Source organism: Lysinibacillus sp. BSL11, assembly GCF_052928325.1.
The window spans coordinates 44088-68777 of the sequence record NZ_JAVGCX010000016.1; the positions used below are offsets into that span (position 1 = coordinate 44088).

Genomic DNA, 24690 nt, shown 5'->3' on the forward strand with positions numbered 1-24690 from the left:
AAAGGAGGAACATATAATGACGAATAATGATATCTTAATTCGTTTACGCTATGCGTTCGATATAAAAAATGTAGATATGGTAGAAATTTTCAAACTTGGTGGCATGGATTATACAAAGGAAGAAGTATTAAATATGCTAATTAAGATTAATGATGAGGAAGAAGCGCCAGAAGAATACATCAAATGTAATAATAAAATGTTAGAGGCATTTTTAAATGGATTAATTACTTTTAAACGCGGGCCTCAGAAACCAAGGGAAGGACAGGCTGTTGGACCGTTACCTGTGTCAGGTAAAGAAAGCCCAAATAATATGCTACTAAAGAAAGTAAAAATTGCTTTAGCTTTAACAACTGAGGAGATGCTTGAAATTTTATATGACGGAGGCATTAAAGTAACAAAAGGTGAATTAGGTGCTATTTTAAGAAATCCAAGTCATCGTAATTATAAAGAGTGTGGCGATTCATTCGTACGAAATTTTTTAAGGGGCTTAACATATAAATATAGAGCATAATGCACAATCATAAAGTGCCATTTTTTTCTTTGAAACTCGTTGACAATTTGTGACGAAATTGTGTACAATAAATTTATCACAAAATGTTCACAAAAAAGATGAAAATTGTTCACAGACAAAGGGGTGCTTGTATGATTTATATTGACATCTTATTAGTAGCTATTGCATGTATTACAATGCCTTTTATTGTTGCAGTTATGTTAGATATTTTTTATGCGGAACGGAAAAAAGTGCGCTTTTCATTACGTCGTACTTCCGTATGGTATATCGCTATGTTTGCATTATCCTTTATACCATCCGTATTACTTGTCACACAAAACGTATAATTTATTCAAACACTTAGGGGTAAGTGAAATGAAAGTTGACAGCTACAACGCTAATTGAGGTTGTAGCTGTTTTTAGTTTGTTCAATAGATGAATAAAATTTCTATAATTAATAATGAAGGAACAGCTAGTATAAAATATGTATGTTTTAACTAGAGAGCATTGACTACTTTTACCTACTGTGTTAATTTTGGTAGGGAAATATAGGTAAATTTACTGAAAAGTAGAGACGCAAAGCTACAGGTCTAAGGCAATAAATGCTATGACGGCTGGGTTGCAAAAGAGTGCTAGTTGTATCATTCTCATTCTAGTTTTTGTTCTTTTATGCCTATTTCTTTTGAAATAGGCATTTTTTTGCAAGTAAAGTTCAAAGGAGGAAAAGGGGAAATGACGTTGTTAAAAAACACATCATTAAAAAATAAGCTTTTACTAACAGTCTCTATCGTTGTATTACTGCTTATCGCTATTATTACGACGCAAAGTATTAGTGAATTGAATAATCGGATGAATGTGGATTTGGAGCAAGAATTAAAAAGTGTTGGTTTATTAACAGCTATGAACTTAGACAGTGATGAAGTAAAAGATTTGCTGTCCGAAAAAGGGGAAACAAACGCAAAGTTTACTAAGATCCAAAAGCAACTTGATATGATTCAGGACCAGCAAGGTATTATGAGCTGGAGTTATATTTGGGATGTCAAGGATGAGGGTGGCGTCAATCCAATTGGCTATACCTCTAATCTAAATGAAGTATATGAAGCTGGTGAAATTTTTACTGATTTAGCGGATGAACATGTAGAAACAGCAAAATTAGCTATTGAAAATAATAGTACAGAGGTAACTGCTATTTTCGAGGATCCTTTTGGTTCTTGGAGAACGGTTTTTAGTCCTATTAAAGATGATAATGGCCAACTGATTGCCCTATTAGGGATTGATTACTCTGCTGATTATATCAATACGATTATTAAAACAAGTGTGATTAAGCAAATTGTCATTGCCATTATCGGCATTTTAATTTTATTAGTTTTAGTTTACATAATTATAGATCGACTATTAAAGCCACTGAAAAAAGTAGTGAACGTTGCCAATCAAGTGGCAAATGGTGAATTAATAGAGGTTGATTTAGAGACATCGAAGGATGAAATTGGTAAATTATCTGAATCCATTCGTACAATGGTGGCTAATTTGCAACATATTATTTTAAACATACGCAATACATCCAATCACGTTTCTTCAGCAGCCAATCAATTAACGGTGCATGCTGGTGAAACTTATAACAGCTCAACAAATATTGCACTAGACATGAATCAAATTACTCAAAATGCTGAGGCCTCGATGACCATGACAGAGGAAACAGCCGCTGCTATGGAAGAAACTGCAACAGGTATTCAGCAAATTGCTGATTCTGCAAATGTAGCTGCGGAATCCTCTATTTCAGCATCACAGGCTTCTGAACGAGGCAATGAAGTTGTCCAACAAGTTATTGCTCAAATGGAGTTAATTAATGATTCTGTTGAACAAATAGGGACAACCATTAATGGACTACATGTTAATACGAAAAAAATAAGTGAAATTGTTAGCTTAATTACTGCTATTGCCGATCAAACAAATCTATTAGCATTAAATGCTGCCATCGAAGCGGCACGAGCAGGTGAACATGGTAAAGGCTTTGCCGTTGTTGCGGATGAGGTGAGACGCTTAGCTGAACAATCCTCTCAATCAGCAACAGAAATTTACAATTTAATTAGTTCTATTCAATCTGATTCAAACGCTTCTATCACGGTTATGGAAAAAGGCAAAGAGGATGTTAAGGTAGGGATGGCATTTACTAATGAAGTAGGCGAAATCTTTAAAGAAATTCTTACTTCATCAGAAGAAGTAGCTAGCCAAATACGTGAAATTTCCGCTGCTTCACAACAAATTTCTGCATCCTCAGAAGAAGTGGCGGCATCTGTAAATAATATTAAACAATCTGCAGAGCAGTCAGCAGAGTTTTCTTCAAATGTCTCGAAATCTACACAAGAGCAATTATCTACCATGCAGGAAGTAAAGGATGCCTCTTCATCACTGGGCAAAACAGCAGAAGAGCTGCAAGGTCTAGTGGCAAAATTCAAATTGGAGAATGATCATAATGGACATTAATTTTACAGGAAAAAATGTTTTAATTACAGGCTCTAGTAAAGGAATCGGTAAAGCAATTGCTTTAGGCTTTGCGCAACATGGAGCCAATATTTTAATTAATTATATTGGGGATGAGCAAGAGGCAGAAGCTGTACGTGCAGAAGCAGAAAAGTTGGGTGTGAAAGCTTTAATATTCCACGCAGATGTTTCTAACTCTCAAGAAGTACAAGCGATGCATCAATTTATGGACGAGCATCTCGGGAATCTTGATATTCTTGTAAATAACGCTGGATTTGCACAGGGTTCCAGCATTACAGATTTAACGGATGAGCAGTGGGATCGTATGATTAAAGTTCATTTATATGGCTGTTTCTATAATTGCCGTGAAGCAGCTAAAAGAATGAAGGAACGTAATACAGGAAAAATCATCAATATTTCATCTGATATTGGTAGCTTGGGTTGTGAAGAATTCACGCATTATTCAGCTGCAAAGGGTGCTATTAATGCTTTTACAAAGGCTTTAGCAAGAGAATTAGCACCTTCTATACTTGTCAATGCAGTTGCTCCTAGTGGAACATTTACGGACATTCTACAAGAGTTTGGCGATAACTATGTGGAGGAAGAATCCGCAAAATATCCATTAAAACGTTTAGCGCAACCAGAAGAAATTGCGAAAAGTGTATTATTTTTAGCCTCTAATCATGCTGACTTCTATACAGGTCAAATTTTAACGCCAAATGGTGGGGTCGTAATGAACGGTTAATGGAAAACGAAGGAGTAAATAATGTTAAATATTATTATCTTTTGCTTATACTTATTATTTATCTATTATATTGGCTATAAAGGCTATAAGCGTGTCAACACAGCCGAGGATTTAATTGTTGCTGGCTGGAGCATGCCTTTATCCGTTGTCACGGGTAGTTTAGTTGCTGCATTATTAGCAGCTCCCTTCTTTTTTGCAGCGGTAGGCTCTGGCTATACAAGTGGTGGCTTTGAAGGTTCGGCAACAATGGGTGGTTTAGGGACTTGTATGATTCTTGGAGCACTCATTTGGACCAAGCCATTACGACGTTTAAAGGGCTGGACATTAGCAGATTACTACGGTTTACGCTATGGCAGTAAAAAGCTAGGAGCCTATACAGGGGTTGTTATGGCAATTGCTTTTGGTGTTTTTAATGCAGCGGCGTTAACAGTTGGTGGAACTTATATTATTCAGCAATTGTTGCAAATTGATTTTATACCTGCGGCGCTTCTATTTGTATCACTAACGGCTATTTATTCAGTTATTGGTGGTTTATGGGCAGTTGCCTATACTGAAATCGTACAAGGTGCGCTTGCAGTGGCAGGTATTTTGGGTATTACCATTTTTATTTTGTTTTACTATCCAGACGTTACATTTAATCCTGAGTGGTGGAATATCAGTACATTATTTGAGAAGGCAGGAGCAGAATTCTGGACTTTGTATCTTGTACTAGCACTTGGAGATATCCCTGCAGTTGACCTTGGGCAGCGGGTAGCTGCTGCGAAAAGTCCGCGAGTGGCACAACGAAGTATGATTATTGCTGGTATTATTGTCATTGCAATTAGCTGGATTCCAGGGATGCTAGGGGAAGCCTTTAAGTCTATTTATCCTGAGAGCACAAACCCGGAAACATTGATGCTTACCTTTGCACAAGGTTATTTTCCGCCTTTATTAGCAGCTATTTTCTTAACAGCCATGGCAGCCATGGGGATGTCTACAGTAGCTGCATGTTATGTAGCGACTTCAGGAATTGTGACAAAGAATATTTATTTAGATTTTATTAATCGTAATCCTGATCCTAAGAAGCTATTAAGATTTTCACGATCTATTATTCTAGCCAGTGCTTTATTAGGTTTAGTGCTAGCTGTAAGCTTCCAAAAAGTAATTGATTTAGCTTATTTAGCTTGGGATATTATATTCGTAACAATATTCTGGCCAATCGTTTTAGGACCATTTTGGAAACGTGTCAGTACACCAGCAGTTTGGGCAAGTATTTCCGTTGGCTTAGTTTATTACATTGTGACATCACTAACATTCGTACCTAGTCTGACAATCCAATCAGAAGGCTTCATAGGTCTATTAAATGAATTATGGCAGGCTCCTGTATTTTCGGGTGTTGTTATAACTGGTATCACAATTGTCGTGGTGAGTTTACTCGTTCCGCCATCTGAGCATGTTCTTGAGATGCACAAAATAGAAAAAGATAAAACATTAGACGACGTAAGTAGTAAAGAAGAGCTAATTGGTCGTTAAAAGCAAAAGCACGGATTCATTGTAAAGTTCAATGAATTCGTGTTTTTTATTAGAATGAAAAGATAGAATCAAGAATACTATTGCTAGTACATCATCTGAATTTTTCTAGTGATTATCTTGATAAAGGCGGGAATTGAATGAAAAATATTTTCTTCATTTTATTAGGGATTGTCTATCTTTATCTAGCAAATGCCATTGAATTAGTCATTATTAAGCAACTATTTTTTTTAATTGGGCTGGCTTTAGTCGGTCTAGGGTGTATCCGTTATTTAAAAGAGCGTTATATTGCCATACAAACTTTGACAGCCATGACGGAAGCTAGTGAGGAGGAGATAATGGCTATTCCTCATACACATTGTACAGTTTCCAATGATGCTTTAAATGCTTTATTGTTAAATGAACAGACAAACACGCTTATTTTCGCACGAAGAGAAGCTTTAGACGAAGAACTAAAAATAATAGAGGTTCCATTTAACAGAATATATGAGGTTGCCATCATGGAAGATGAAGTATTTACGGTTAGAACAAAGAATCATCTAATGAGTGGTTCCTTACTTGCTGAAGCAGAGGAAGTAGAAGAAGAGGAGGTAGAAGAAGATACAATCTCACAGCTATCGTTAAAGCTAGTAGTAGATCATTTATCAGAACCTATTCAAGAATATATGTTCATGGATAATAGTGAAGATCCAATATCAAAAGAGGAAGATGACTATAAAGAAGCCATGGAGCTTTGTGAGAAATGGTTTCAAAAGATAAGTGTTATTATTAAACGTCATGAATTGGAACGCGTGCCCATAAGTCATTGGCAATAAGAGAGAAGGCTATCTCAAAATAGAAAAATTTGAGATAGCCTTTGTTGTTTAGATGATTAAATTTTAAATTGCTGTAGCTGCGTATTTAACTCCTCGGCCATTCCAGCAAGCTGATTTGCACTTCTAGCGATTTCATCCATTGTAGCGGCGGTTTCCTCAACAGTTGCTGTTGTTTGCTCAACGCCAGCAGCGGATTCCTGTGAAATGGAGGCCATATCATCAATAGAAGCATGAATGGTTTCCGAATTTTGAGCAAGCTGATTTAAATTCGTTGAAATGGTTGAAATATTATCAATCATATCTCCAACAGCATCAGAAATTTTTTCAAATGTTTCATTTGTTTCATCGAGCTGTGTTGTTCCTCTTTTTACTTCCTCATAGCCAGTCTGAAGGGCAGATGTTACATTGTCAGTCTCACCTTGAATACGATGGACAATTGTTGCAATATCCGTGACAGAGAACTGTACTTGCTCAGCAAGCTTTCGGACTTCATCTGCCACAACAGCAAAGCCCTTGCCATGCTCACCAGCTCGAGCTGCTTCGATTGCTGCATTTAATGCAAGTAAATTTGTTTGGTTTGAAATATCATCGATAACTGACACAAGTTTGGATATTTCAGCAGACTGTTCATTTAAATTTTCCACCTTTTTCACAGAGTCTAATACAATTTCATTTATTGTAGCCATTTGTTTGGTAGATTGAACCATTAAACTTTTCCCTGAAACCGTTAATGTTTGAACATGACTAGAATGTTTGCTTAATTCAATGCCCTCTTGTGTAGTTTCATGAATGCTACGCTTAAATGCTGTCATTGTTTCTGCCAAATCACCTGTGGTAGATGCTTGTGTTTCTGTACCCGATGCAAGCTCTTGCATCGTTACAGTAATTTGCTCAGTACCTGCTTGTACCTCATTCGATGATTGAGCAAGTTCTTCACTACTAGCTGCTACTGTTTCAGAAACCGTGTAGATAGAATGGATCGTTTGTTTTAATTTTTTGTTCATGTCATTGGCAGCTACCATTAACGTTCCAATTTCATCTCGTGTTTTTACAGGTAGAGGCTCTAGTTGCAAATTTCCATCTGCTAATTCTTTCATTCGGTCGGCTACGACTGTAACAGGTTTAGAAATGGTATTGGCTGTGATAATGGCAATTAGAATACCAGCTATAGTTAGAATCAAGCTAAAGGCGATACCAATTGTTCGATTCTCCGAGCTAGTTGATACAACATCGTTACCAACATCTGTAATGGCTTTAGCACGTTCATCTGCCAGTTTTTCGTAACCATATCGCACTTTCGTTACGAGTTCATGTGTATCCATTAAATTTTCTAAAGCTAATTCTTTATTGCCCTTTTGATAGATATCAAATACCTCTGTATTAACAAGGGTACTCCAATCACGGGCGATTGCTACAAGTTGATCGCGTTCATCTGATTTTTCATATTTGTCTAGAATAGCGTTATTTTCCTCAGCCTTTTTGCGATACTCATCAAATGATTCTTTGTATTTTTCGTCACCTGTCAACACATAATTTAACGCTACAGATAGGCGGACACTCATAGAGAGTGCTAAATTTTTACTTGCATTTAAAACAACTAAATCTTCTTTTACTAAATCTTTTGCCTGTTTTTCCATATTTGTATTGGAATTGTAAGTGTAGGTTGTAAAGCTAACTACTAAAACTAACAAAAGAATAAATGCACTTAAAATTCGAGTTTTAAGTGTTTTAAACTTGATAATGCCTTTCATTTTCCCATCCCTTTACTATCTCATTGAGAAATTTTTTCAACACAAGTATTATTTTATAACTAATTATGCGTATTAATAAGCCTTTCGATAGAAATATTTAAAAATAGTTTTTTAGTACAATGATATAATTATTTTCCTTTTATTGATGGTTAAATATATATAGATGTCTAACAACTAATTTATATATTTGTGTATAATTTCCTATGTAGAAAGAAAATACACCTGAAGCAAATTGCTTCAAGTGCCATAAGTAAAGGATTCTCTATTCTTTTTGTTTTTTCGCCGTGCGCTCCCACTGTAGAAGGGAAGGATAAGGGTCAAAAGCCCATTCGGTTCTTCCATTAAATTTATAAATACCATAATGAAGATGTGGAGGGAATTTACCAGATGTACCTTCTTTTCCATAGCCAGAGCTTCCAACATAGCCAAGAACAGTACCAGGTTTTACAATTGTACCTACTTCAATTTCCTTATGATAGCTACCGAGGTGGGCATAATAGTGGTAGGAATTATGATTGTCGCGAATACCAATACGCCAGCCACCAAATTGATTCCATCCTTTTACCTCAACAACTCCAAAAGAGGTAGATAATACAGGTGTTCCATAGCTGGCAAAAATATCAGTTCCCTCATGAATACGGCGTCCACCCCAACCGCGATTGGCGCCCCAAGTGCCCCGGTAACTGTAATCAGAGCGGATATTTAGCGGGAAGGTATGTGCATCAAGTTCAATGGTTTTAAAATGTCTGTACAATGTGGAGATGGTAAATATTTGATTGACTGCTTCTTCGCTTCCGTAATATTCCCATAAAGCTAATTTAAAATCCTCATCAGTCGTTCCAAATTTCCCTAAATAACTAGCCATCGAAAAGATGACATCCTCATCATCCTTTGGACTAGCGATTCCATCATGATTACCGTCAAGGCCCATTCCTCCGAAATAGCTAATTGTCTCAGGAGAAGTGTCTTCCTTTACAGGATTTAATGCACCTGACCAGTATTCATCAGAAAATTGGATAGCCAAATAGCCTTCTCGTTTAGGGATGTCTTTACGAACTGATTGTAGGTTTCTCTCATACTGATCGATAGCAGCTAAAAAATGCCATGGAATGAGTAATTCATCGAATTGTACATAATAGGACATACGCTGCTGTAAAATTTCTTCTTCTGTAAGATCCTCCTTTGCAAAAGAGGCAGAAGGGTACAGCATAATCCCTAAAAATAAAAATGTGAAAAGAAATATAAAATGGCGATGCAATGATGGACCTCCTTTCTAACGTTAGAATAACCGAAATTTTTATCTTCATTCAGTAAGGTTCTATGTATGAAAACAGTTGATATATCCGCAATTTTTTTGCCCCAAAAAATAGAAATAATAAGAAGAAACTTCATCAAAGAAAAAGTAATGGTATCATCATGCCATTAACTTCATACTATGTTATAAATCAAGCCCTGAATGGAGGGAAGGCTATTAACATTTTAGATAAAGTGAAAAACTATCGCGAAGAAGAAAACAGGCTGAAGTGGGAAGGGACATTTGCAGATTATTTAAACATCATTAGGGAAAGACCTGAAGTTGCTCAAACAGCCCATTCACGCGTCTACAATATGATAAAAAGTTCTGGTGTAGAGGAACGCGATGGGCAAAAAATGTACAAATTTTTCGGACAAGAAATTTTTGGGCTTGAAACAGCAATTGAAAGACTGGTGGAGGAATATTTCCATCCAGCAGCACGCAGGTTAGATGTTAGAAAACGTATTTTATTATTAATGGGACCAGTTAGTGGTGGTAAATCAACTATTGTTACTTTACTAAAACGCGGATTAGAGCAATATTCGCGAACAGATGAAGGTGCAGTTTACGCAATTAAGGGATGTCCAATGCATGAAGATCCGCTCCATTTAATTCCACATCATTTGCGTAATGAGTTCTTTGAGGAATATGGGATTAGAATTGAAGGAAGTTTATCGCCTTTAAATACAATGCGTCTTGAAAAGGAATACGATGGACGCATTGAAAATGTAATGATTGAACGTATTACTTTTTCAGAAGATAAACGTGTGGGTATAGGAACATTTACACCATCAGACCCTAAATCACAGGATATTGCAGATTTAACAGGAAGTATTGATTTTTCTACAATTGGTGAATTTGGTTCAGAGTCGGATCCTCGAGCTTACCGCTTTGATGGGGAGCTGAATAAGGCCAATAGAGGAATGATGGAATTCCAGGAGATGCTAAAATTAGATGAAAAATTCTTATGGAATTTATTATCGCTAACACAGGAAGGAAATTTCAAAGCAGGAAGATTTGCTTTAATTAGTGCAGATGAGTTAATCGTTGCTCATACAAATGAAACAGAGTATCGTTCATTTATTTCCAACAAAAAGAATGAGGCATTACATTCTCGAATTATCGTTATGCCAATTCCCTACAACCTCAAAGTTAGTCAGGAAGAGCATATTTATGAAAAGATGATAAAAGAGAGCGATATGTCCCATGTCCATATTGCACCGCATGCTTTAAAGGCCGCAGCAATCTTTTCGGTTCTCACTCGTTTGGAAGTTCCGAAAAAACAAGGTGTGGATCTAATTAAAAAAATGCGCTTGTACGACGGAGAAAATGTGGAGGGATTTAATTCCGTTGACTTAGAGGAGCTGAAGAAAGAGTTCCCGAATGAAGGCATGAACGGTATTGATCCACGCTATATTATTAACCGTATTTCTTCTGCTATTATCCGCAAAGAGATACCATCGATAAATGCATTAGACGTTTTACGAGCATTGAAGGATGGGCTAGATCAGCATGCATCTATTTCTCAAGAGGATCGTGAAAAATACATGAATTACATTGCGGTTGCTCGTAGAGAATATGATGAAATTGCTAAAAATGAAGTACAAAAGGCTTTTGTGTACTCCTATGAGGAATCGGCAAAAACATTGATGAATAACTACCTTGATAATGTAGAGGCATTCTGTAATAAAAATAAAATTTATGATCCACTTACTGGGGAAGAAATGAACCCAGATGAAAAATTAATGCGCTCGATTGAGGAGCAAATTGGCATTTCAGAAAATGCTAAAAAGGCATTCCGTGAAGAGATTCTCATTCGAATTTCTGCCTATGCACGAAAAGGTAAACGTTTTGATTATAATTCTCATGAAAGATTGCGAGAAGCCATTCAGAAGAAATTATTTGCAGATTTGAAAGATATCGTGAAAATTACTACTTCTTCTAAAATGCCAGATGAATCGCAACTGAAGAAGATTAATGAGGTTGTGGCAAGGCTTGTTGATGAACATGGCTATAATACAACATCAGCAAATGAGTTGCTACAGTATGTAGGAAGTTTGCTCAATCGATAACTTGATGTTCATTGTTCCAAGTCAGATAGGAGTGTCCCAATTTTAGGGCACTCCTTTTATTATCAGGAGGAGAGATTTATGTTGATTTGACGGAATCAACAAAAAGCCCCAGAGGATGTCCGAGACTTTGAAGAGAAGCTTTCGAGCATGGCCAATAAAATCTGGACGCATTGAGGTGTGATTAATAGAGATACAATTGATTTTATGAAAAAAGTTCAAAAATTTGGCTCACAAGCATAGTATAGAAAAAGCGAATTTGATAGATGGGTGAGGATAAAAATGACTGAACACGAAAATAAACGCTTTGTCATTTCTCAGGAAAATTGGTCCCTCCATCGTAAAGGGCACCAGGACCAACAACGCCATATGGAAAAAGTGAAAGATGCGATTAAAAATAATTTACCTGATTTAGTTAGCGAAGAAAGTATTGTGATGTCCAATGGTCGCGAGGTTATTAAGATACCAATTCGGTCACTTGATGAATATAAAATACGATATAACTATGATAACTCTAAGCATGTAGGGCAGGGACAAGGGGATAGTAGTGTTGGAGATGTAGTGGCGCGCGATGGCAGTAAGGCCAATCAGGCTCCCGGTAAAGGAAAAGAAGCGGGTGACAAGCCTGGCCAAGATTATTATGAAGCAGAAGTCAGTATGGAGGAAATTCAAAATGTTTTATTTCATGAACTAGAATTACCAAATTTACAGCAGAAAGAAAAGGCAGATATTAAAACAGAAAAAATAGAGTTTAATGATATTCGAAAAAAAGGTCTCATGGGTAATGTCGATAAAAAGCGTACTATTTTAAATGCATTAAAGCGCAATGCGATGCATGGGAAAGCAGAAATAACGCCAATCCACAATGACGATTTACGTTTTAAAACATGGGATGAAGTGGAGAAACCAGAATCCAAAGCAGTAGTGCTCGCCATGATGGATACAAGTGGCTCAATGGGAGCATTTGAAAAATATTGTGCGAGAAGCTTCTTCTTTTGGATGACGAAGTTTTTACGGTCAAAATATGAAACAGTAGAAATTGAATTTATTGCCCATCATACTGAGGCAAAGGTTGTCACAGAAGAGGAGTTTTTTACAAAGGGCGAAAGTGGTGGCACTATTTGTTCTTCAGCTTATAAAAAGGCATTGGAATTAATTCAGGATAAATATCATCCGTCTCGCTACAATATTTATCCTGTCCATTTTTCAGACGGTGAAAATATATCGATGGACAATGAAAAGTGCCTGAAGCTAGTAGGGGAGTTAATGGACGTATCCAGCATGTTTGGCTATGGTGAGGTGAATCAGCATAACCGATTCTCTACGCTTATGTATACGTATAAAAAAATTGATGATCCTAAATTCAGATACCATATTTTGAGAAAAAAAGGCGATGTCTATGACGCCTTAAAGAGCTTTTTCAAGAAAAGTGAAGAGTAACATGGAAGTATCCTCAGCACCACGTTCAAAGGAGGGGGCGTAAAATGAACACAAAAGAGCTTCATCGAGCAATAGATGAAATTACCGAAATTGCCTCAAGCTTTGGCTTAGATTTTTATCCAATGCGTTATGAAATTTGTCCAGCGGATATTATTTATACATTTGGCGCCTACGGTATGCCCACGCGCTTTTCCCATTGGAGCTTTGGAAAACAATTTCATAAAATGAAGCTTCAATATGATTTAGGACTTAGTCAGATTTATGAGCTTGTCATTAATTCAAATCCTTGCTATGCATTTTTACTCGATACTAATACTTTAACCCAAAATAAATTGATTATTGCCCATGTTCTAGCACACTGCGATTTCTTCAAAAATAATATACGTTTTTCTAATACAAGAAGAGATATGGTAGAAAGTATGACCGCAACTGCTGAGCGAATAGCTGGCTATGAGAGAGAATATGGCAAAGATGAGGTGGAGAAGTTTTTAGATGCTGTTTTAGCTATTCAAGAACATATTGATCCATCCATTTTAAGACCGAAGCTATCCTGGAGTGAGGAGGATGAGCTTGAGGAGGAAAAACCACCAACAAAATCACCGTATGATGATTTATGGAGTATAGAGGAAAAAGAAAAAGTTTATAAACCAATCCGACGCAGATTAAAGCAATTTCCTCCTCAGCCAGAAAAGGACCTGTTGTTATTCTTAGAGGAGCATAGCCGTGAATTGGAAGACTGGCAACGAGATATATTAACAATGATGCGAGAGGAAATGCTTTATTTTTGGCCTCAATTAGAAACTAAAATAATGAATGAGGGGTGGGCCTCTTTCTGGCATCAACGAATCATGCGGGAGCTAAAGTTAACTACTGCTGAAACTATCGAATATGCCAAATTAAATGCGGGGGTTGTGCAGCCCTCCAAAACATCGATTAATCCATATTATCTTGGGATTAAAATTTTCGAGGATATTGAAAATCGCTATAATAACCCTACTGAGGAAATGAAACGGTTAGGTGTTTTGCCAAATACGGGACGTGAAAAGATTTTTGAGGTAAGAGAAGTAGAATCAGATATTTCCTTTATTCGAAACTATTTAACAAAGGATTTAGCGAAGCGTGAAGATTTGTACTTATTCCAAAAGAAAGGGAATGAATATCGTATAACGGATAAGGATCACGAGATGGTTCGCGATCAACTTGTATCCATGCGTGTAAACGGTGGCTTTCCATACATTGTAGTAAAAAATGGTGATTATTTGAGGAATGGCGAGCTATATTTAGTTCATGGCTATGAAGGGATGGAGTTAGATCCACACTATTTAGAAAATGTATTGCCTTATATTTACCAGCTGTGGGGACGTCCTGTTCATTTAGAAACCTATGTGGATAAAAAGCCGATGCTTTATTCATATGACGGCACAAAAAACTATAAACGCAATGTATAATAAAAAAAACTTCTATCTGTTGAAGGTACCATCAAGCAGATAGAAGTTTTTTCATCGTGTTGAAAAACAAAACCATCAATAGTATTTTTGTGAAAGTTCAACAATCGGTTGCAGGCTACTTGCTTTCCAGTGGCAGAGCACAGAGCCTCTTCGTGTCAAATGGCCTTTTTTTGCTACTGACATGATCTTTTTGAAACCAATCTACTCATCTTCTTCAGTTAATACATCAGTTTCTTCATTACTTTCACTATGGTTAGAGGATGAATGAATATCACTTTCAATGACAAGACTATCCCGTACTTTAATGCCTTGTTGCCCACCAGCCTCGTCATTATCATTACCAGCAATACCACTTCTTCCATTACCGTCAGCAAATTGCGAATTGACGTTGCGTGTATGACTACCGTTACTAGCATTTTGTCCACCTTGGTTGGCATTTGTGCCTACATCATGATTGATTTGGCCTCCGCCTTCTGCACGTTGCTCAAAGTGAAAATCAGTATTTCCTATATTGAATGTAAAATTTATTGTTATATGATTTTTCCCTTGCTTGTTAGAGGATTCCTGCTCAGGTTCGTCAGGTCCATAAAATTTTTTAGAATTAAAACCAGACATCGTTTCTCCTCCCTTCCTTTCCTATTACTATTAAGATATTAGCGCTTCTTGAACCCACCTGTACGTGTAGCCATGTTACCTAGAGAAAAGGTAGGAGAGTCCAGAGGGAAGCTCAACGATTTTTGCTATCTATCCAATAAATTTGTTAAAATGAATGAGATTTGATTATTTAGTGAATGGGAACGGAGAAGCAACATTGAGAACATTTAAAAAGGTTTATATAGAAATTACGAGTGTTTGTAATTTAGCATGCAGTTTTTGTCCACCTACAGCGCGTGCAAAGGGGCTTATAAAAGTCGAACAATTTAATAAAATATTAGATGAAATTCGTCCACATACAAAATATATTTATTTGCATGTGAAAGGAGAGCCATTACTACATCCAAGAATTGATCAGCTATTAGATGCTGCCCATGCAAAAGGATTCAAAGTCAATATTACAACGAATGGTACGCTAATCAAAAAAAATCGCGAGAAAATATTAGGAAAGCCAGCGTTACGTCAAATTAATTTCTCGTTGCATAGCTTTGATGGGCATGAAGGCTCCGAAAATCGTGAAAAATATTTAGGGGATATTTTGGATTTTGTGCGAGATTCTAGGGAATTCAATACGATTATTTCCTATCGTTTATGGAATCTACAACAGGATCATGTTTCGGATGTTGCAGCTCGTCGCAACCGCGAGACTTTAGAAATATTAGAAAATGAGTATCATCTTGATTATCGTATAGAAGAAAAAGTAGAACCTGGGAAAGGGGTAAAAATTGCCCCTCATGTGTATTTAAATCAGGATCATGAGTTTAGATGGCCAAGTCTTCTAGAGCCAGAGGATGAAGGCAAGGGTTTTTGTCATGCACTGCGTAGTCAAGCGGCTATATTGGTGGATGGTACCGTTGTACCTTGCTGTTTGGATGGGGAAGGTGTCATTAATTTAGGAAATGTACATGAAAAATCCTTCTCCGACATTGTAGAAGGGGAGCGTGCCAACAAGATTGTTGAAGGCTTCTCAAGAAGAGAAGCTGTGGAAGAATTATGTAGAAAATGCGGCTATCGTCAAAAATTTGGTATGTAGCTACTAAAAGTTACTTTGAAATAAAAAAGCAGCTCCAATGGTCATTGACCGTTAGAGCTGTTTTTCTTTGATTGAGAATCAATCGTATCTAAAAAATCCTTCGTTATACGAACTACATATTTTACCTCGTCTAAATTTCGTTCTCTTAATAATGAGCGATGAATGTCTAGCATGAGGTTTTTCTCCTCAATATCAGTAACGCCAGATAATTTTTGAAAATTAAATAGCTCCTCAGGGGTAATGTCTAATGCCTTCATGATTGTTTCCAAAGTACTTAAGGTAATATTAGATTGTCCATGCTCAATATTGGAAACTCTTCCTTTACTGAAACCTAACTTCCCTGTTCTTTCAGCCACTTCTTCTTGGCTAAGTCCTTTAGATAATCGAATAATCCGAAGTTGTTCACCTACTAGCTTTAAAAAATCTGACATATGATTCACCTCTATGTTAAAAGCTAGTGAAAAACAATGAAAATGACTATACTATTATAGTGGTATAATAGAGAAAAAGTTACATTAAAATGGTACAATCTTTAGAGTAATACTTTTATCCAGACAAATGATCTAAATAAATAACTAGGTATGCGTTAATGAAGATTGTATTCAGGGTATTAATTGGGACAGAGGATTGGAGGGTTCATACATGGTGAAGCAGTTTTTTTTAGAAGAAATAGCAAAAGTCCAAATTGGTCATTTAATTGCGAACGATCAATGGTTTAAAAGGGAAGGTACGCCTTTTATCACCAAAGCAACACTATTGAAATTATTGGTAGATGATGATGCTAGTCAAGTGCCAAAGGTTGATCACACGGTTGATTCATTAAATTTGTCACTAGTGCCTGCAAAAAGCATTCTACTCAATAAATTAAATTTAAAGGAAACCATTATTTATCAATGTAAAAAAGCTGTGTGCATCGGTCATGATATCATTGCCATTATTCCAAATGAATCCATTGTTGTTAGTGACTATTTATTTCACTTTTTTAAATGGTATCAAATAAATAAAGAGAAACGTCATATCTTTCGTTTAATAATTGAATTACCTCCTCTTGATATACAGCATAGAGCAGCTCAACTATTAAACGCTATTCAGCATTTATTAATGAATAAAGATTCTTTAGTCACAGCGGTAGAAAAACTTCCACAGTATTTCGATAATGTGTCAAAACAAGTAAATCAGCATGCAAAAAACTTACATCATAGCTTTGATCAGCTCCAATATCTATATGCTGATATGTTACATAAGGTTTATAATGGAGATTTCCTAAATGATTCCTTTCAAAGGTTGAGCAATTAACATAAGTCGGTGCAAATGGATTGGGCAATCCTTGCACCGACTTGTTAAATTTCAATAATAATTGGTAAAATCATGGGCTTACGTTTTGTTTGGGTAAATAAATATTGTCCAACAGCTCTTTTAATTTCTCGGCGAAGAACATGTATTTGCTGTCTGCTCTCTTCTTGAAGCTCATTGACGATTTCTTTGGTAAGCACATTGACTTTAGTTAACAGTGCCTCGAAATCTTTAGCATAAACAAAACCACGTGAAATGGTATCGGGTTCCGAAATAAAAGCACCATCAGCTTTATTGAGTGTCAATACAATAACAAGCATTCCATCTTCTGAAAGTTGCTTGCGATCACGCAGGACAATTCCTTCGACCTCACCAATGCCAATCCCATCTACATAGGTATCCCCAGCAGGAATTTTCCGTGTTTGCCTTGCCTTTGAATTTTCAATATCAACAACATCCCCATTTTTCATAATAAATGTATGTCCCTTTTGAACGCCAATAGATTCTGCTAATAAACGATGTTGATGTAACATACGATACTCACCATGAATAGGTATGAAAAATTTAGGCTTCATAAACGTCAGCATAAGTTTCAAGTCCTCTTGATGACCATGTCCTGATACATGCATACCTGTATGACTGGAAGAACCATAAATAACTTTAGCACCAAGCTGAAACAAATTGTCCACAATACGAGAAACACCCTTTTCATTACCGGGGATTGGTGAAGCGGCAAGAATGACTGTATCGTCTGGTAAAACTTTAATTTCACGATGATTACCATTTGCTATTCTTGCAAGTGCAGCTAGAGGCTCGCCTTGGCTACCTGTGCAGAGGACCACCACCTCTTCTGGAGGGAGGTATTTGACCTCTCGTGCATCAATTAACAGATCTTCTGGTACAAATAAATAACCTCGTTCAATTGCGACATCAACGACATTGACCATGCTACGCCCTACTAAAGCTAACTTCCTATTGGTGGCAATTGCTGCATGTACGATTTGTTGAATACGATTAACATTTGAAGCAAAGGTAGAGATAATTACTTTTCGTTCAGCATGTAAAAAGGCTTCCTCAATATGATGCCCTACAAGTTGCTCTGAAGGTGTCAAACCTGGTCTTTCCGCATTTGTACTTTCCGAGATAAGAACTAGCACGCCATTTGAACCGATTTCAGCCATTTTATGAATATCAGCAAATTGGTTGTTAACAGGCGTTAGGTCAAATTTAAAGTCTCCAGTATGGACAACGTTTCCTTCGGGAGTGGCTAAAACAATTCCTAAACAATCGGGTATACTATGATTGGTTCTAAAGAAACTAACATCGAATTGTCCTAAATGTAGAGCTGAGTCTGCATGAATTTCAATTAAATCGGTTCCTCGTAAAAGTTTATGTTCCTTAAGCTTTAATTCAATAAGTCCGAGTGTGAATCGGGTAGCATACACAGGGACATTTAATTTTTTTAGTAAGTAAGGAATACCACCAATATGATCTTCATGTCCATGCGTGACAATTAATGCCTTAATTTTCTCCTTATTATCAAGTAAATACGTAATATCTGGAATGATTAAATCAATTCCGAGCAGGGTTTCATCAGGAAATTTTGCTCCGCAATCAATAATAATTATGTCATCTGCATATTGTACTACATACATATTTTTACCAATTTCATTTATCCCACCAAGGGCGAATATGGATAATAGCTGTTTACTTGTTGACAACGTATTCCCTCCTATAGTCTTAAATAAAGCCATCTAAATGCTTTTGCCATAAGTAGTATAGCTTTTAGCATTTCATCCTATACGAAATTTGCAATACGACTAATTGTAAAATGTAAAGAATAGAATGGAGAGATAACAAGAATATTTCTCTAAAATCAAATTAAAAGGAGGTAAAGCTTTGTCTAGTTTTGTGCAACATGCTATTTTTGAGCATAGATTTTGGCTAGAAATCATGCAAAATCACGCTCAATTTATTCATGACGCCCTCTATCCCTCAGAAAAGGATGATATTCAAAGAGCCTATACGTATATTTATCAATTCTCGGAGCTACTTGCATATGTACCTTCGCTCGATGATTCAAATGCTGTATCTTTTTCAGTGTCCGTGGACGACAAGGTTGAGCAATTTAAGCAGTTCAAGCTGTATCTACTCAGACATCAACTATTGGGGGATATTGGAATTCATTTAACGCCTACGTTTGTCAACCATATGGTCAATGAATTAGAAGAATACCAAAATGTGCTGAATTACTTGAAAAAAGGAGAAGCACCACCGATTTTTCATGAGCTTCATCATCATTTAGTTTGGCTTTTAGATGCCTCTGGACACGCAGGCATTATTAATGATGATTTAGATGGTGTTGAGAAGCGTTTGAAGCAAAAGAGTCATGAGTTTGCTCAACACTTTGAACAATTTTACTTAAAGGCCGTAGAATTAACAGGCTATTTACGTACGAATATGGATTCCTTTCCTGCTTTAAAACGCTTTAATAAAGATGTTGAGCTTGAAATGACATTATTTAAAACATTCTTAAGAGAATTAGAAGAAATGGAGCTAAGTGCAGAGGTGCTAGGTACATTTACAGCTCCGATGGCGGATCATATGTGGCGTGAAGAGCAATACTATTTAACAAAGCTTGCACAGGCTAGAGAACAAGATAATTAAAACAAAAGGCTATCTAAGCTGACTAGATAGCCTTTTTGGTTAGGGATGAATTACTACCTCTGTACCTATTGGTACAATACTGGCTAGCTCTTCAACATCTCGATTTTGCATGCGGATACACCCATGTGAAACAGCATGCCCAATAGAGCTAGGATCATTTGTGCCATGAATTCCGTAGTGTTCTTTAGAAAGACTCATCCACATCGTACCAAAAGGACCGCCAGGGTTTGGCGCTTTATTGATGATAATAAAACTACCTACTGGTGTTTCGTGAAGCATGCGTCCAACTGCAATTGGGTATTGTTTTTGAAGGATATTGTTTTTATATAAACGGAGCCAGCGATTATTGGTGGATATCTCGATATGGTAAGGAATTGCTTCGGGGTCGGGCAAGCCGGGGATGATAATTTGTTGACCATTGAAAAGATGGTCAGGCTGAATTCCTAGATTAGCAGCGAGAATAGATGACAAAGGTATACGGTAATCTTGAGAAATTTGAACAAGGGTTTCACCAGCTTTGACTGTATGAATCAATTTTTAGTCCCTCCATTGCAAAGGTTTATTGCTCTACTATATGCTTCAGAATGTTTTATGTAATTTTAGGAATGCAAGGTTTTTCAGTTTCTGGACAGAATAAGCGGTGACATTGCAGGATTAAGGGGCATAAAGATGAAGGAATTTAAAATTACGTATTTCTTTGATGAGGTACATTATGTTCGAAGGTTCATTTTTATTGAATCACAACAAGAGGCAGAAAAATTAGTGAAAAATGAACGTGATCAATATATCTCCTTTACGGATAGTAGGGGGATATACCATGAATTGCACACAAAACATGTACGAGTTATTCAAATAGCTGAGTATCATCGAATTGATAAAAGTGCGAATGAGAATGACACATAATCTGTTCAGCATTACACACATTATAGGAAAAGGAGTGTGACAGAATGGATATGGAAAAAATACCACATGAAAAGAAAATGTTCATGAATTTAAATAGTAAGGACAAGCCTGACATGGTTGAATCAGATACGATTAGTCTTTTCGATTTGCATGAGGATATGCAAACTGTAGATGCCATTCCAATAGAGGAACTCAATAAGCGAGTCAAAAGAGAAGGCGACGAATTAATTGAAATGCAGCCAGATGAATTATAGGAGGTAAAAAATCAATGAATCATGAAAAAGACGTCCAATTTACAGCTGCAGGAACAAATATTAATGAAGTGAAGCAAAAAAATGCACAGGCAGGATTATCCTATAATGAAGTAAAGGCGTTGTTAGCTAAAAGTGGTGGACATGGTACGTCTATTTATAGCGACACAGACATTGATGAAGTCAAACAAGAGATACACAAACATCAACAATAAACGTTTTGGAGGAGCAAGGTATTGAGCGCTCTTCCCTTTTTATTTTACAATGGTGAAAAATAAAGGAGTTGTAAATCATGTCAACTGGAGAAATGAGATGTCCATTATGCGGAGGCGAAAACCATTGTGGCGTGGCAAAAGGCAAAAAAGAGTGCTGGTGTATGACAGTTAGCATTCCAGAAACCCTGTTAACTACAGTGCAAAGAGAGCCAAATCTATGCATTTGTTCAACATGCATAGATACATATAAGAAAGAACAAGTATAGTTTTTTGCGATGATAAAGGTTGGTAAAAATTGAGCAATTGGTACAATTGTCTATCGCACAACAACCTAGCAGGCATACATTACTCTGAAAGGAGTGTGTCTAATGGCTAAACCAATTGAACTCAGTAATGTGACAAAGGCATATTTAGAGGAATATCAGCGAATCCTCAAAAAAATGATGCAGGGTATGACCTATGTTACCATTACTTGTAGTATCTCAGAAAATTTTATTAAGCAAATCATCCCTCATCAAGTTGCAGCAATCCAAATGTCTGAAAATGTTTTACGTTATACAACGAATATACCTGTGCAAAATCTCGCCTTAGAAATCATTCGCACACATACAGAAATGGTTGAGAGTCTTGAAGCGATACAAAATCGTTGTTGTGTCGTACAAAACTCAGAGTATGAATTATACGAGTATATGTGTGCTTACAAAGAAATTACAGAAGCTATGTTCAATGCAATGTGTGCTCCACCAGTCTCTAATAGCATTAATATCAATTATCTTCGGGAAATGATCGTCCATCATCAGGGTGGTATACGACTGGCACAAAATGTGCTTAGATTCTGCATTTGTCAAGAGTTAATTCCAATCCTACGTTGCATGATTCAAACGCTGTGTGAGCAACTAGAAGCCATGGAAAAGCTACTGGATAGCTTACAAAATTGCGATTGCGAGTGCTAGCACTAACGAGAAGTTTATATGGGAAGAAGGCGCTAAATCAATCAGGATTTTAGCGCTTTTTCTGCATAAAGACAGTGTTTAACTAAGAAAATAAGAAATTGTCAATAAAGTGGACGGAAAAATAATAAAGTGTAAAGAATTAAATGAGAATCTATTTTTGCCACTCTATTGTTGGTAAAATATATATGTTTTATTAGTTGAAGGTAATGAAGAGAAATCTATAATTGTCTTTAAAATATTGGTAATTTTATTTTACTTGAATACAACTAGGAGTGGGAGCTATGTTCAAAAGGAAGAAGATTAATCAAAGTTATGATTATTTTTCGGCTACGAAAAATTCAGACATCGAAACAAATGAACGCTTTAAAGAAAAATTGGATTTCCTTGCTTTATCTAGAATTAGAAGAGAATCTGTTGGGTTTTTACGTAAAATTTACGAGAATAATCGACAGCATATACTCGATAATTTTTATGCTCGTCTACTGGAAATCCCAGAGTTTAATCAGGTCATCAATACACATTCCACAGTAGAGCGCTTAAAAGGATTGTTTGATACCCATTTCATTAGCTTATTTGATGATGAATTAGATTTAGATTATGTCTTTAAGCGTCGTAAAATTGCATATGTTCATGCAAGAATTGGTGTACTACCGAATTGGATGATTTCTGCCTATACACTGATTAATCAATTAATCATTCCACTTATTGTCAAAGAACTATCTCGTGATGAAGAAAAAATGCTGGATGTTTTATTGTCTTACGATAGCTTAGTAACAATTGATCAACAAATAATTTTAGAGACCTATATTGAAATTCAAGCAGGATCTGTAGTAAATGGATTAGGTGAAATAATTACTTATAATACACAGTTAGATACCATTAAGGAACTGATTGAATTTCAGGAGATTCAGCAACAGGAGATTGTTGCAGCAGATCAATTAATGCATGAGTTAGACGAAAGTATTGAAGAAATTGCCACATCAGTTGGTGATATTTCAGAGCAAACAAAGCATGCCTTTAAAAAATTAAATCAGGATTTGGAATCATTACAACAAGTATCATCTATTTTACAGACGACCGATGAAGGCCATAAATCAATGCAGGAAGACATTAGGCGTTTAGTTGAACGTGTAAATAGTGTAGCGAAATTAATGGAATTAATTAAAAAAATTGCAGATCAAACAAATTTGTTGGCTTTAAATGCATCAATAGAGGCCGCTCGTGCGGGAGAAGCAGGAAAAGGTTTTGCGGTTGTTGCAGAGGAAGTTCGGAAACTTGCTGATGATACAAGTACATCTGTCAAATCTATACATACAGATATACAGGAGCTACTTCATATTACCCATAATATTAGTTCATTGACGACTCAATTTTCCCAAGATTTACATCAAGGTGTTACAGATACCTTATATATATCACAGACGCTAGCTGAGCTAAATAAAAACTTACAGCAGCAGGGGGCGCGCTTTGAGGAAATAGCTACAACGGCAAAGGTTCAGGCACAATCTGCTACTACTATTTCTGAACGTAACCATACAATTACAGAGAGCATGCAAAAAAGTAAGGTAATCGTGTTTGATATGGGCTCTGCCATTTATAAGTTAAGTAAAATGATTGATGGATACCGATCCACAACAATTTCTAAAAACTTTATTATTAGCCAAGAGGATATTATTGAATTAGCTATTACCGACCATCTATTGTGGAGATGGAAAATCTACAATTTGCTACTAGGCTTTGAAACGATGACGGAGCAGGATGTAGGGTCTCCAAAAGAATCACGCCTTGGCGAATGGTATTACGGCACAGGAAAGAAATTGTTGGGTGATGAGCGTGTCTATACAGAGTTAGAACAACCATTTATCCACGTCCATGATATAGCAAAAAAAGCAGTGCGTGAATACAATGTAGGCAATAAAACGGGCGCTGAAAAATACCTGAAAGAAATTACGGATGAATCGTATGTTGTAATTGAAAAATTAAAAGAGTTAAAGGAAATTTTATTGAGCGAGAAAAAGCAATATATTCATTAAAAAATGGAAAGCAAGCTAGTCTACATACTAGCTTGCTCTTTTATAGATTAATAGGTGGAACACACATAAATGTCACTGTACGTTTTTGGCTATCATAAAGACACCATTCACGGTGATTGATAACAGAGCCTACATTCACACCATATTGTTTGTCTTGTAACGCAATTGGTTGCCCGTACCGAATACGAATCGGCAGCTTTTTTTGTTGATGATAAAGGCCTGATTCGTGACTATGCCCAAAGAAAAATAATGGTTTTTGAAAGGGTGGGAAAGTCGGTTGCCAGCTTACATTCCACTTAAATTGATGTCCGTGCATAAGCGTGGCTCCATCAATCTCTATTGTCTCAGGTAAAGCTCTAAAACGTTCAATGCCAGTGACCTGAGTAATACGTTCTTCTTGATTGCCTCGAATAGAGGGGAAGGTTAGTAGTCTTTCAAACTCACTTTCTACTATGGCCGCCTTTTGCAAAGGTAAGCCAGATATGTTTTGTGCCTTTTTCTTACTTACAGTGCATTCATATAAATCCCCTAATCCAATGATTTTTGCTTCCTCTGCTGTTTGATGAATGTGAGCTAGAACAGCTTTAGTGTCTTCTATATTAGAATGTAAATCTCCTAAAAGTGCATAAAGCATTTAAACCCGGCC

Annotated in this window: 25 protein-coding genes and 1 riboswitch; of the genes, 18 read left to right on the forward strand and 7 right to left on the reverse strand. The window is 36.5% G+C overall.

Translation table 11 applies throughout. The features are described 5' to 3' along the window. Positions 1 to 16: 16 nt before the first annotated feature. From RCJ95_RS18480 to RCJ95_RS18505, 6 genes are all read left to right on the forward strand, one after another. The gene (locus tag RCJ95_RS18480; protein WP_103118849.1) at positions 17 to 511 is read left to right on the forward strand and encodes a DUF1456 family protein; all 495 of its coding nucleotides are present in this window, start codon (positions 17 to 19) and stop codon (positions 509 to 511) included. Positions 512 to 642: 131 nt separating this feature from the next. Then, a complete protein-coding gene (locus RCJ95_RS18485; protein WP_221682794.1) occupies positions 643 to 837 on the forward strand; it encodes a hypothetical protein in 195 nt (64 codons plus the stop codon). A 194-nt stretch (positions 838 to 1031) separates the two neighbouring features. Continuing rightward, positions 1032 to 1117: riboswitch (cyclic di-GMP riboswitch) on the forward strand. 105 nt (positions 1118 to 1222) lie between these two features. After that, positions 1223 to 2974 carry a methyl-accepting chemotaxis protein gene (locus RCJ95_RS18490; RefSeq protein ID WP_257520619.1) on the forward strand — a complete coding sequence of 584 codons (1752 nt, stop codon included), beginning with the start codon at positions 1223 to 1225 and terminating at the stop codon, positions 2972 to 2974. After that, positions 2964 to 3716: an SDR family NAD(P)-dependent oxidoreductase gene (locus RCJ95_RS18495; RefSeq protein ID WP_009374257.1), complete on the forward strand. Its 753-nt coding sequence runs from the start codon at positions 2964 to 2966 to the stop codon at positions 3714 to 3716. Before RCJ95_RS18490 ends, RCJ95_RS18495 begins: the two co-directional genes overlap by 11 nt. Before the next feature lie 21 nt (positions 3717 to 3737). Beyond that, positions 3738 to 5228, forward strand: coding sequence for a sodium:solute symporter family protein (locus tag RCJ95_RS18500; RefSeq protein WP_066038212.1), 1491 nt, complete (start codon positions 3738 to 3740; stop codon positions 5226 to 5228). Between the two features lie 137 nt (positions 5229 to 5365). Next, positions 5366 to 6040 (forward strand): hypothetical protein, encoded by a 675-nt coding sequence (locus RCJ95_RS18505; RefSeq protein ID WP_312129499.1) that lies wholly within the window; start codon positions 5366 to 5368, stop codon positions 6038 to 6040. Positions 6041 to 6096: 56 nt separating this feature from the next. Here the strand turns inward: RCJ95_RS18505 and RCJ95_RS18510 are convergent, their stop codons facing one another. Next, the gene (locus tag RCJ95_RS18510; protein WP_446722613.1) at positions 6097 to 7791 is read right to left on the reverse strand and encodes a methyl-accepting chemotaxis protein; all 1695 of its coding nucleotides are present in this window, start codon (positions 7789 to 7791) and stop codon (positions 6097 to 6099) included. 262 nt (positions 7792 to 8053) lie between these two features. Further along, positions 8054 to 9049 (reverse strand): M23 family metallopeptidase, encoded by a 996-nt coding sequence (locus RCJ95_RS18515; RefSeq protein ID WP_221682800.1) that lies wholly within the window; start codon positions 9047 to 9049, stop codon positions 8054 to 8056. A gap of 212 nt (positions 9050 to 9261) precedes the next feature. On the opposite strand from RCJ95_RS18515, the gene RCJ95_RS18520 reads away from it, so the two are divergent. From RCJ95_RS18520 to RCJ95_RS18530, 3 genes are all read left to right on the forward strand, one after another. Continuing rightward, positions 9262 to 11157 (forward strand): PrkA family serine protein kinase, encoded by a 1896-nt coding sequence (locus RCJ95_RS18520; RefSeq protein WP_039884612.1) that lies wholly within the window; start codon positions 9262 to 9264, stop codon positions 11155 to 11157. Between the two features lie 279 nt (positions 11158 to 11436). Further along, positions 11437 to 12594, forward strand: a complete 1158-nt coding sequence (gene yhbH, locus RCJ95_RS18525; protein ID WP_221682801.1) for a sporulation protein YhbH — start codon at positions 11437 to 11439, stop codon at positions 12592 to 12594. Positions 12595 to 12638: 44 nt separating this feature from the next. Continuing rightward, positions 12639 to 14042: a SpoVR family protein gene (locus RCJ95_RS18530; RefSeq protein WP_369578308.1), complete on the forward strand. Its 1404-nt coding sequence runs from the start codon at positions 12639 to 12641 to the stop codon at positions 14040 to 14042. 201 nt (positions 14043 to 14243) lie between these two features. Here RCJ95_RS18530 and RCJ95_RS18535 read toward each other — a convergent pair whose 3' ends face one another. Then, the gene (locus RCJ95_RS18535; RefSeq protein ID WP_257520614.1) at positions 14244 to 14657 is read right to left on the reverse strand and encodes a hypothetical protein; all 414 of its coding nucleotides are present in this window, start codon (positions 14655 to 14657) and stop codon (positions 14244 to 14246) included. A gap of 196 nt (positions 14658 to 14853) precedes the next feature. Here RCJ95_RS18535 and RCJ95_RS18540 point away from each other — a divergent pair, with 196 nt between their 5' ends. Further along, entirely contained in the window at positions 14854 to 15729 is an 876-nt protein-coding gene (locus RCJ95_RS18540) for a radical SAM/SPASM domain-containing protein (protein WP_221682804.1), read from the forward strand. Between the two features lie 41 nt (positions 15730 to 15770). Here RCJ95_RS18540 and RCJ95_RS18545 read toward each other — a convergent pair whose 3' ends face one another. Beyond that, positions 15771 to 16160, reverse strand: coding sequence for a helix-turn-helix domain-containing protein (locus RCJ95_RS18545; RefSeq protein ID WP_004225641.1), 390 nt, complete (start codon positions 16158 to 16160; stop codon positions 15771 to 15773). 211 nt (positions 16161 to 16371) lie between these two features. Between RCJ95_RS18545 and RCJ95_RS18550 the strand changes: the two genes are divergently transcribed. After that, positions 16372 to 17025 (forward strand): hypothetical protein, encoded by a 654-nt coding sequence (locus tag RCJ95_RS18550; RefSeq protein WP_446722614.1) that lies wholly within the window; start codon positions 16372 to 16374, stop codon positions 17023 to 17025. A gap of 44 nt (positions 17026 to 17069) precedes the next feature. On the opposite strand, the gene RCJ95_RS18555 is transcribed toward RCJ95_RS18550, so the two are convergent. Next, entirely contained in the window at positions 17070 to 18743 is a 1674-nt protein-coding gene (locus RCJ95_RS18555) for a ribonuclease J (protein ID WP_257520613.1), read from the reverse strand. Between the two features lie 178 nt (positions 18744 to 18921). Between RCJ95_RS18555 and RCJ95_RS18560 the strand changes: the two genes are divergently transcribed. After that, positions 18922 to 19689 carry a DUF2935 domain-containing protein gene (locus RCJ95_RS18560; RefSeq protein WP_257520612.1) on the forward strand — a complete coding sequence of 256 codons (768 nt, stop codon included), beginning with the start codon at positions 18922 to 18924 and terminating at the stop codon, positions 19687 to 19689. Positions 19690 to 19728: 39 nt separating this feature from the next. On the opposite strand, the gene RCJ95_RS18565 is transcribed toward RCJ95_RS18560, so the two are convergent. Beyond that, positions 19729 to 20223, reverse strand: coding sequence for a L,D-transpeptidase family protein (locus RCJ95_RS18565; RefSeq protein ID WP_274770277.1), 495 nt, complete (start codon positions 20221 to 20223; stop codon positions 19729 to 19731). Positions 20224 to 20358: 135 nt separating this feature from the next. Here RCJ95_RS18565 and RCJ95_RS18570 point away from each other — a divergent pair, with 135 nt between their 5' ends. From RCJ95_RS18570 to RCJ95_RS18595, 6 genes are all read left to right on the forward strand, one after another. Beyond that, positions 20359 to 20592, forward strand: a complete 234-nt coding sequence (locus RCJ95_RS18570; RefSeq protein ID WP_446722615.1) for a hypothetical protein — start codon at positions 20359 to 20361, stop codon at positions 20590 to 20592. A gap of 44 nt (positions 20593 to 20636) precedes the next feature. Then, on the forward strand, positions 20637 to 20846 hold the full coding sequence (locus RCJ95_RS18575) for a hypothetical protein (RefSeq protein WP_221682809.1): 210 nt from the start codon (positions 20637 to 20639) through the stop codon (positions 20844 to 20846). Between the two features lie 14 nt (positions 20847 to 20860). Next, positions 20861 to 21058, forward strand: coding sequence for a gamma-type small acid-soluble spore protein (locus tag RCJ95_RS18580; protein WP_446722616.1), 198 nt, complete (start codon positions 20861 to 20863; stop codon positions 21056 to 21058). A gap of 92 nt (positions 21059 to 21150) precedes the next feature. Continuing rightward, positions 21151 to 21324 (forward strand): cysteine-rich CWC family protein, encoded by a 174-nt coding sequence (locus tag RCJ95_RS18585; protein WP_255601707.1) that lies wholly within the window; start codon positions 21151 to 21153, stop codon positions 21322 to 21324. A gap of 102 nt (positions 21325 to 21426) precedes the next feature. Next, the gene (locus tag RCJ95_RS18590; protein ID WP_004225628.1) at positions 21427 to 22011 is read left to right on the forward strand and encodes a DUF305 domain-containing protein; all 585 of its coding nucleotides are present in this window, start codon (positions 21427 to 21429) and stop codon (positions 22009 to 22011) included. A 281-nt stretch (positions 22012 to 22292) separates the two neighbouring features. Beyond that, complete coding sequence (locus RCJ95_RS18595) at positions 22293 to 24044, forward strand: methyl-accepting chemotaxis protein (protein ID WP_446722617.1); 1752 nt, start codon at positions 22293 to 22295, stop codon at positions 24042 to 24044. A 40-nt stretch (positions 24045 to 24084) separates the two neighbouring features. Here RCJ95_RS18595 and RCJ95_RS18600 read toward each other — a convergent pair whose 3' ends face one another. Next, on the reverse strand, positions 24085 to 24678 hold the full coding sequence (locus tag RCJ95_RS18600) for a metallophosphoesterase family protein (RefSeq protein ID WP_446722618.1): 594 nt from the start codon (positions 24676 to 24678) through the stop codon (positions 24085 to 24087). Between the last annotated feature and the right edge of the window lie 12 nt (positions 24679 to 24690).

Excerpts from the sequence above, each read along its gene's own strand:
- yhbH (WP_221682801.1), top strand. The coding sequence starts at position 11,437 with ATGACTGAACACGAAAATAAACGCTTTGTCATTTCTCAGGAAAATTGG.
- RCJ95_RS18570 (WP_446722615.1), top strand. The coding sequence starts at position 20,359 with ATGAAGGAATTTAAAATTACGTATTTCTTTGATGAGGTACATTATGTT.
- RCJ95_RS18500 (WP_066038212.1), top strand. The coding sequence starts at position 3,738 with ATGTTAAATATTATTATCTTTTGCTTATACTTATTATTTATCTATTAT.
- RCJ95_RS18590 (WP_004225628.1), top strand. The coding sequence starts at position 21,427 with ATGGCTAAACCAATTGAACTCAGTAATGTGACAAAGGCATATTTAGAG.
- RCJ95_RS18575 (WP_221682809.1), top strand. The coding sequence starts at position 20,637 with ATGGATATGGAAAAAATACCACATGAAAAGAAAATGTTCATGAATTTA.
- RCJ95_RS18485 (WP_221682794.1), top strand. The coding sequence starts at position 643 with ATGATTTATATTGACATCTTATTAGTAGCTATTGCATGTATTACAATG.
- RCJ95_RS18580 (WP_446722616.1), top strand. The coding sequence starts at position 20,861 with ATGAATCATGAAAAAGACGTCCAATTTACAGCTGCAGGAACAAATATT.
- RCJ95_RS18600 (WP_446722618.1), bottom strand. The coding sequence starts at position 24,678 with ATGCTTTATGCACTTTTAGGAGATTTACATTCTAATATAGAAGACACT.
- RCJ95_RS18490 (WP_257520619.1), top strand. The coding sequence starts at position 1,223 with ATGACGTTGTTAAAAAACACATCATTAAAAAATAAGCTTTTACTAACA.
- RCJ95_RS18495 (WP_009374257.1), top strand. The coding sequence starts at position 2,964 with ATGGACATTAATTTTACAGGAAAAAATGTTTTAATTACAGGCTCTAGT.
- RCJ95_RS18595 (WP_446722617.1), top strand. The coding sequence starts at position 22,293 with ATGTTCAAAAGGAAGAAGATTAATCAAAGTTATGATTATTTTTCGGCT.
- RCJ95_RS18505 (WP_312129499.1), top strand. The coding sequence starts at position 5,366 with ATGAAAAATATTTTCTTCATTTTATTAGGGATTGTCTATCTTTATCTA.
- RCJ95_RS18510 (WP_446722613.1), bottom strand. The coding sequence starts at position 7,791 with ATGAAAGGCATTATCAAGTTTAAAACACTTAAAACTCGAATTTTAAGT.
- RCJ95_RS18585 (WP_255601707.1), top strand. The coding sequence starts at position 21,151 with ATGAGATGTCCATTATGCGGAGGCGAAAACCATTGTGGCGTGGCAAAA.
- RCJ95_RS18550 (WP_446722614.1), top strand. The coding sequence starts at position 16,372 with ATGGTGAAGCAGTTTTTTTTAGAAGAAATAGCAAAAGTCCAAATTGGT.
- RCJ95_RS18530 (WP_369578308.1), top strand. The coding sequence starts at position 12,639 with ATGAACACAAAAGAGCTTCATCGAGCAATAGATGAAATTACCGAAATT.
- RCJ95_RS18480 (WP_103118849.1), top strand. The coding sequence starts at position 17 with ATGACGAATAATGATATCTTAATTCGTTTACGCTATGCGTTCGATATA.
- RCJ95_RS18535 (WP_257520614.1), bottom strand. The coding sequence starts at position 14,657 with ATGTCTGGTTTTAATTCTAAAAAATTTTATGGACCTGACGAACCTGAG.
- RCJ95_RS18545 (WP_004225641.1), bottom strand. The coding sequence starts at position 16,160 with ATGTCAGATTTTTTAAAGCTAGTAGGTGAACAACTTCGGATTATTCGA.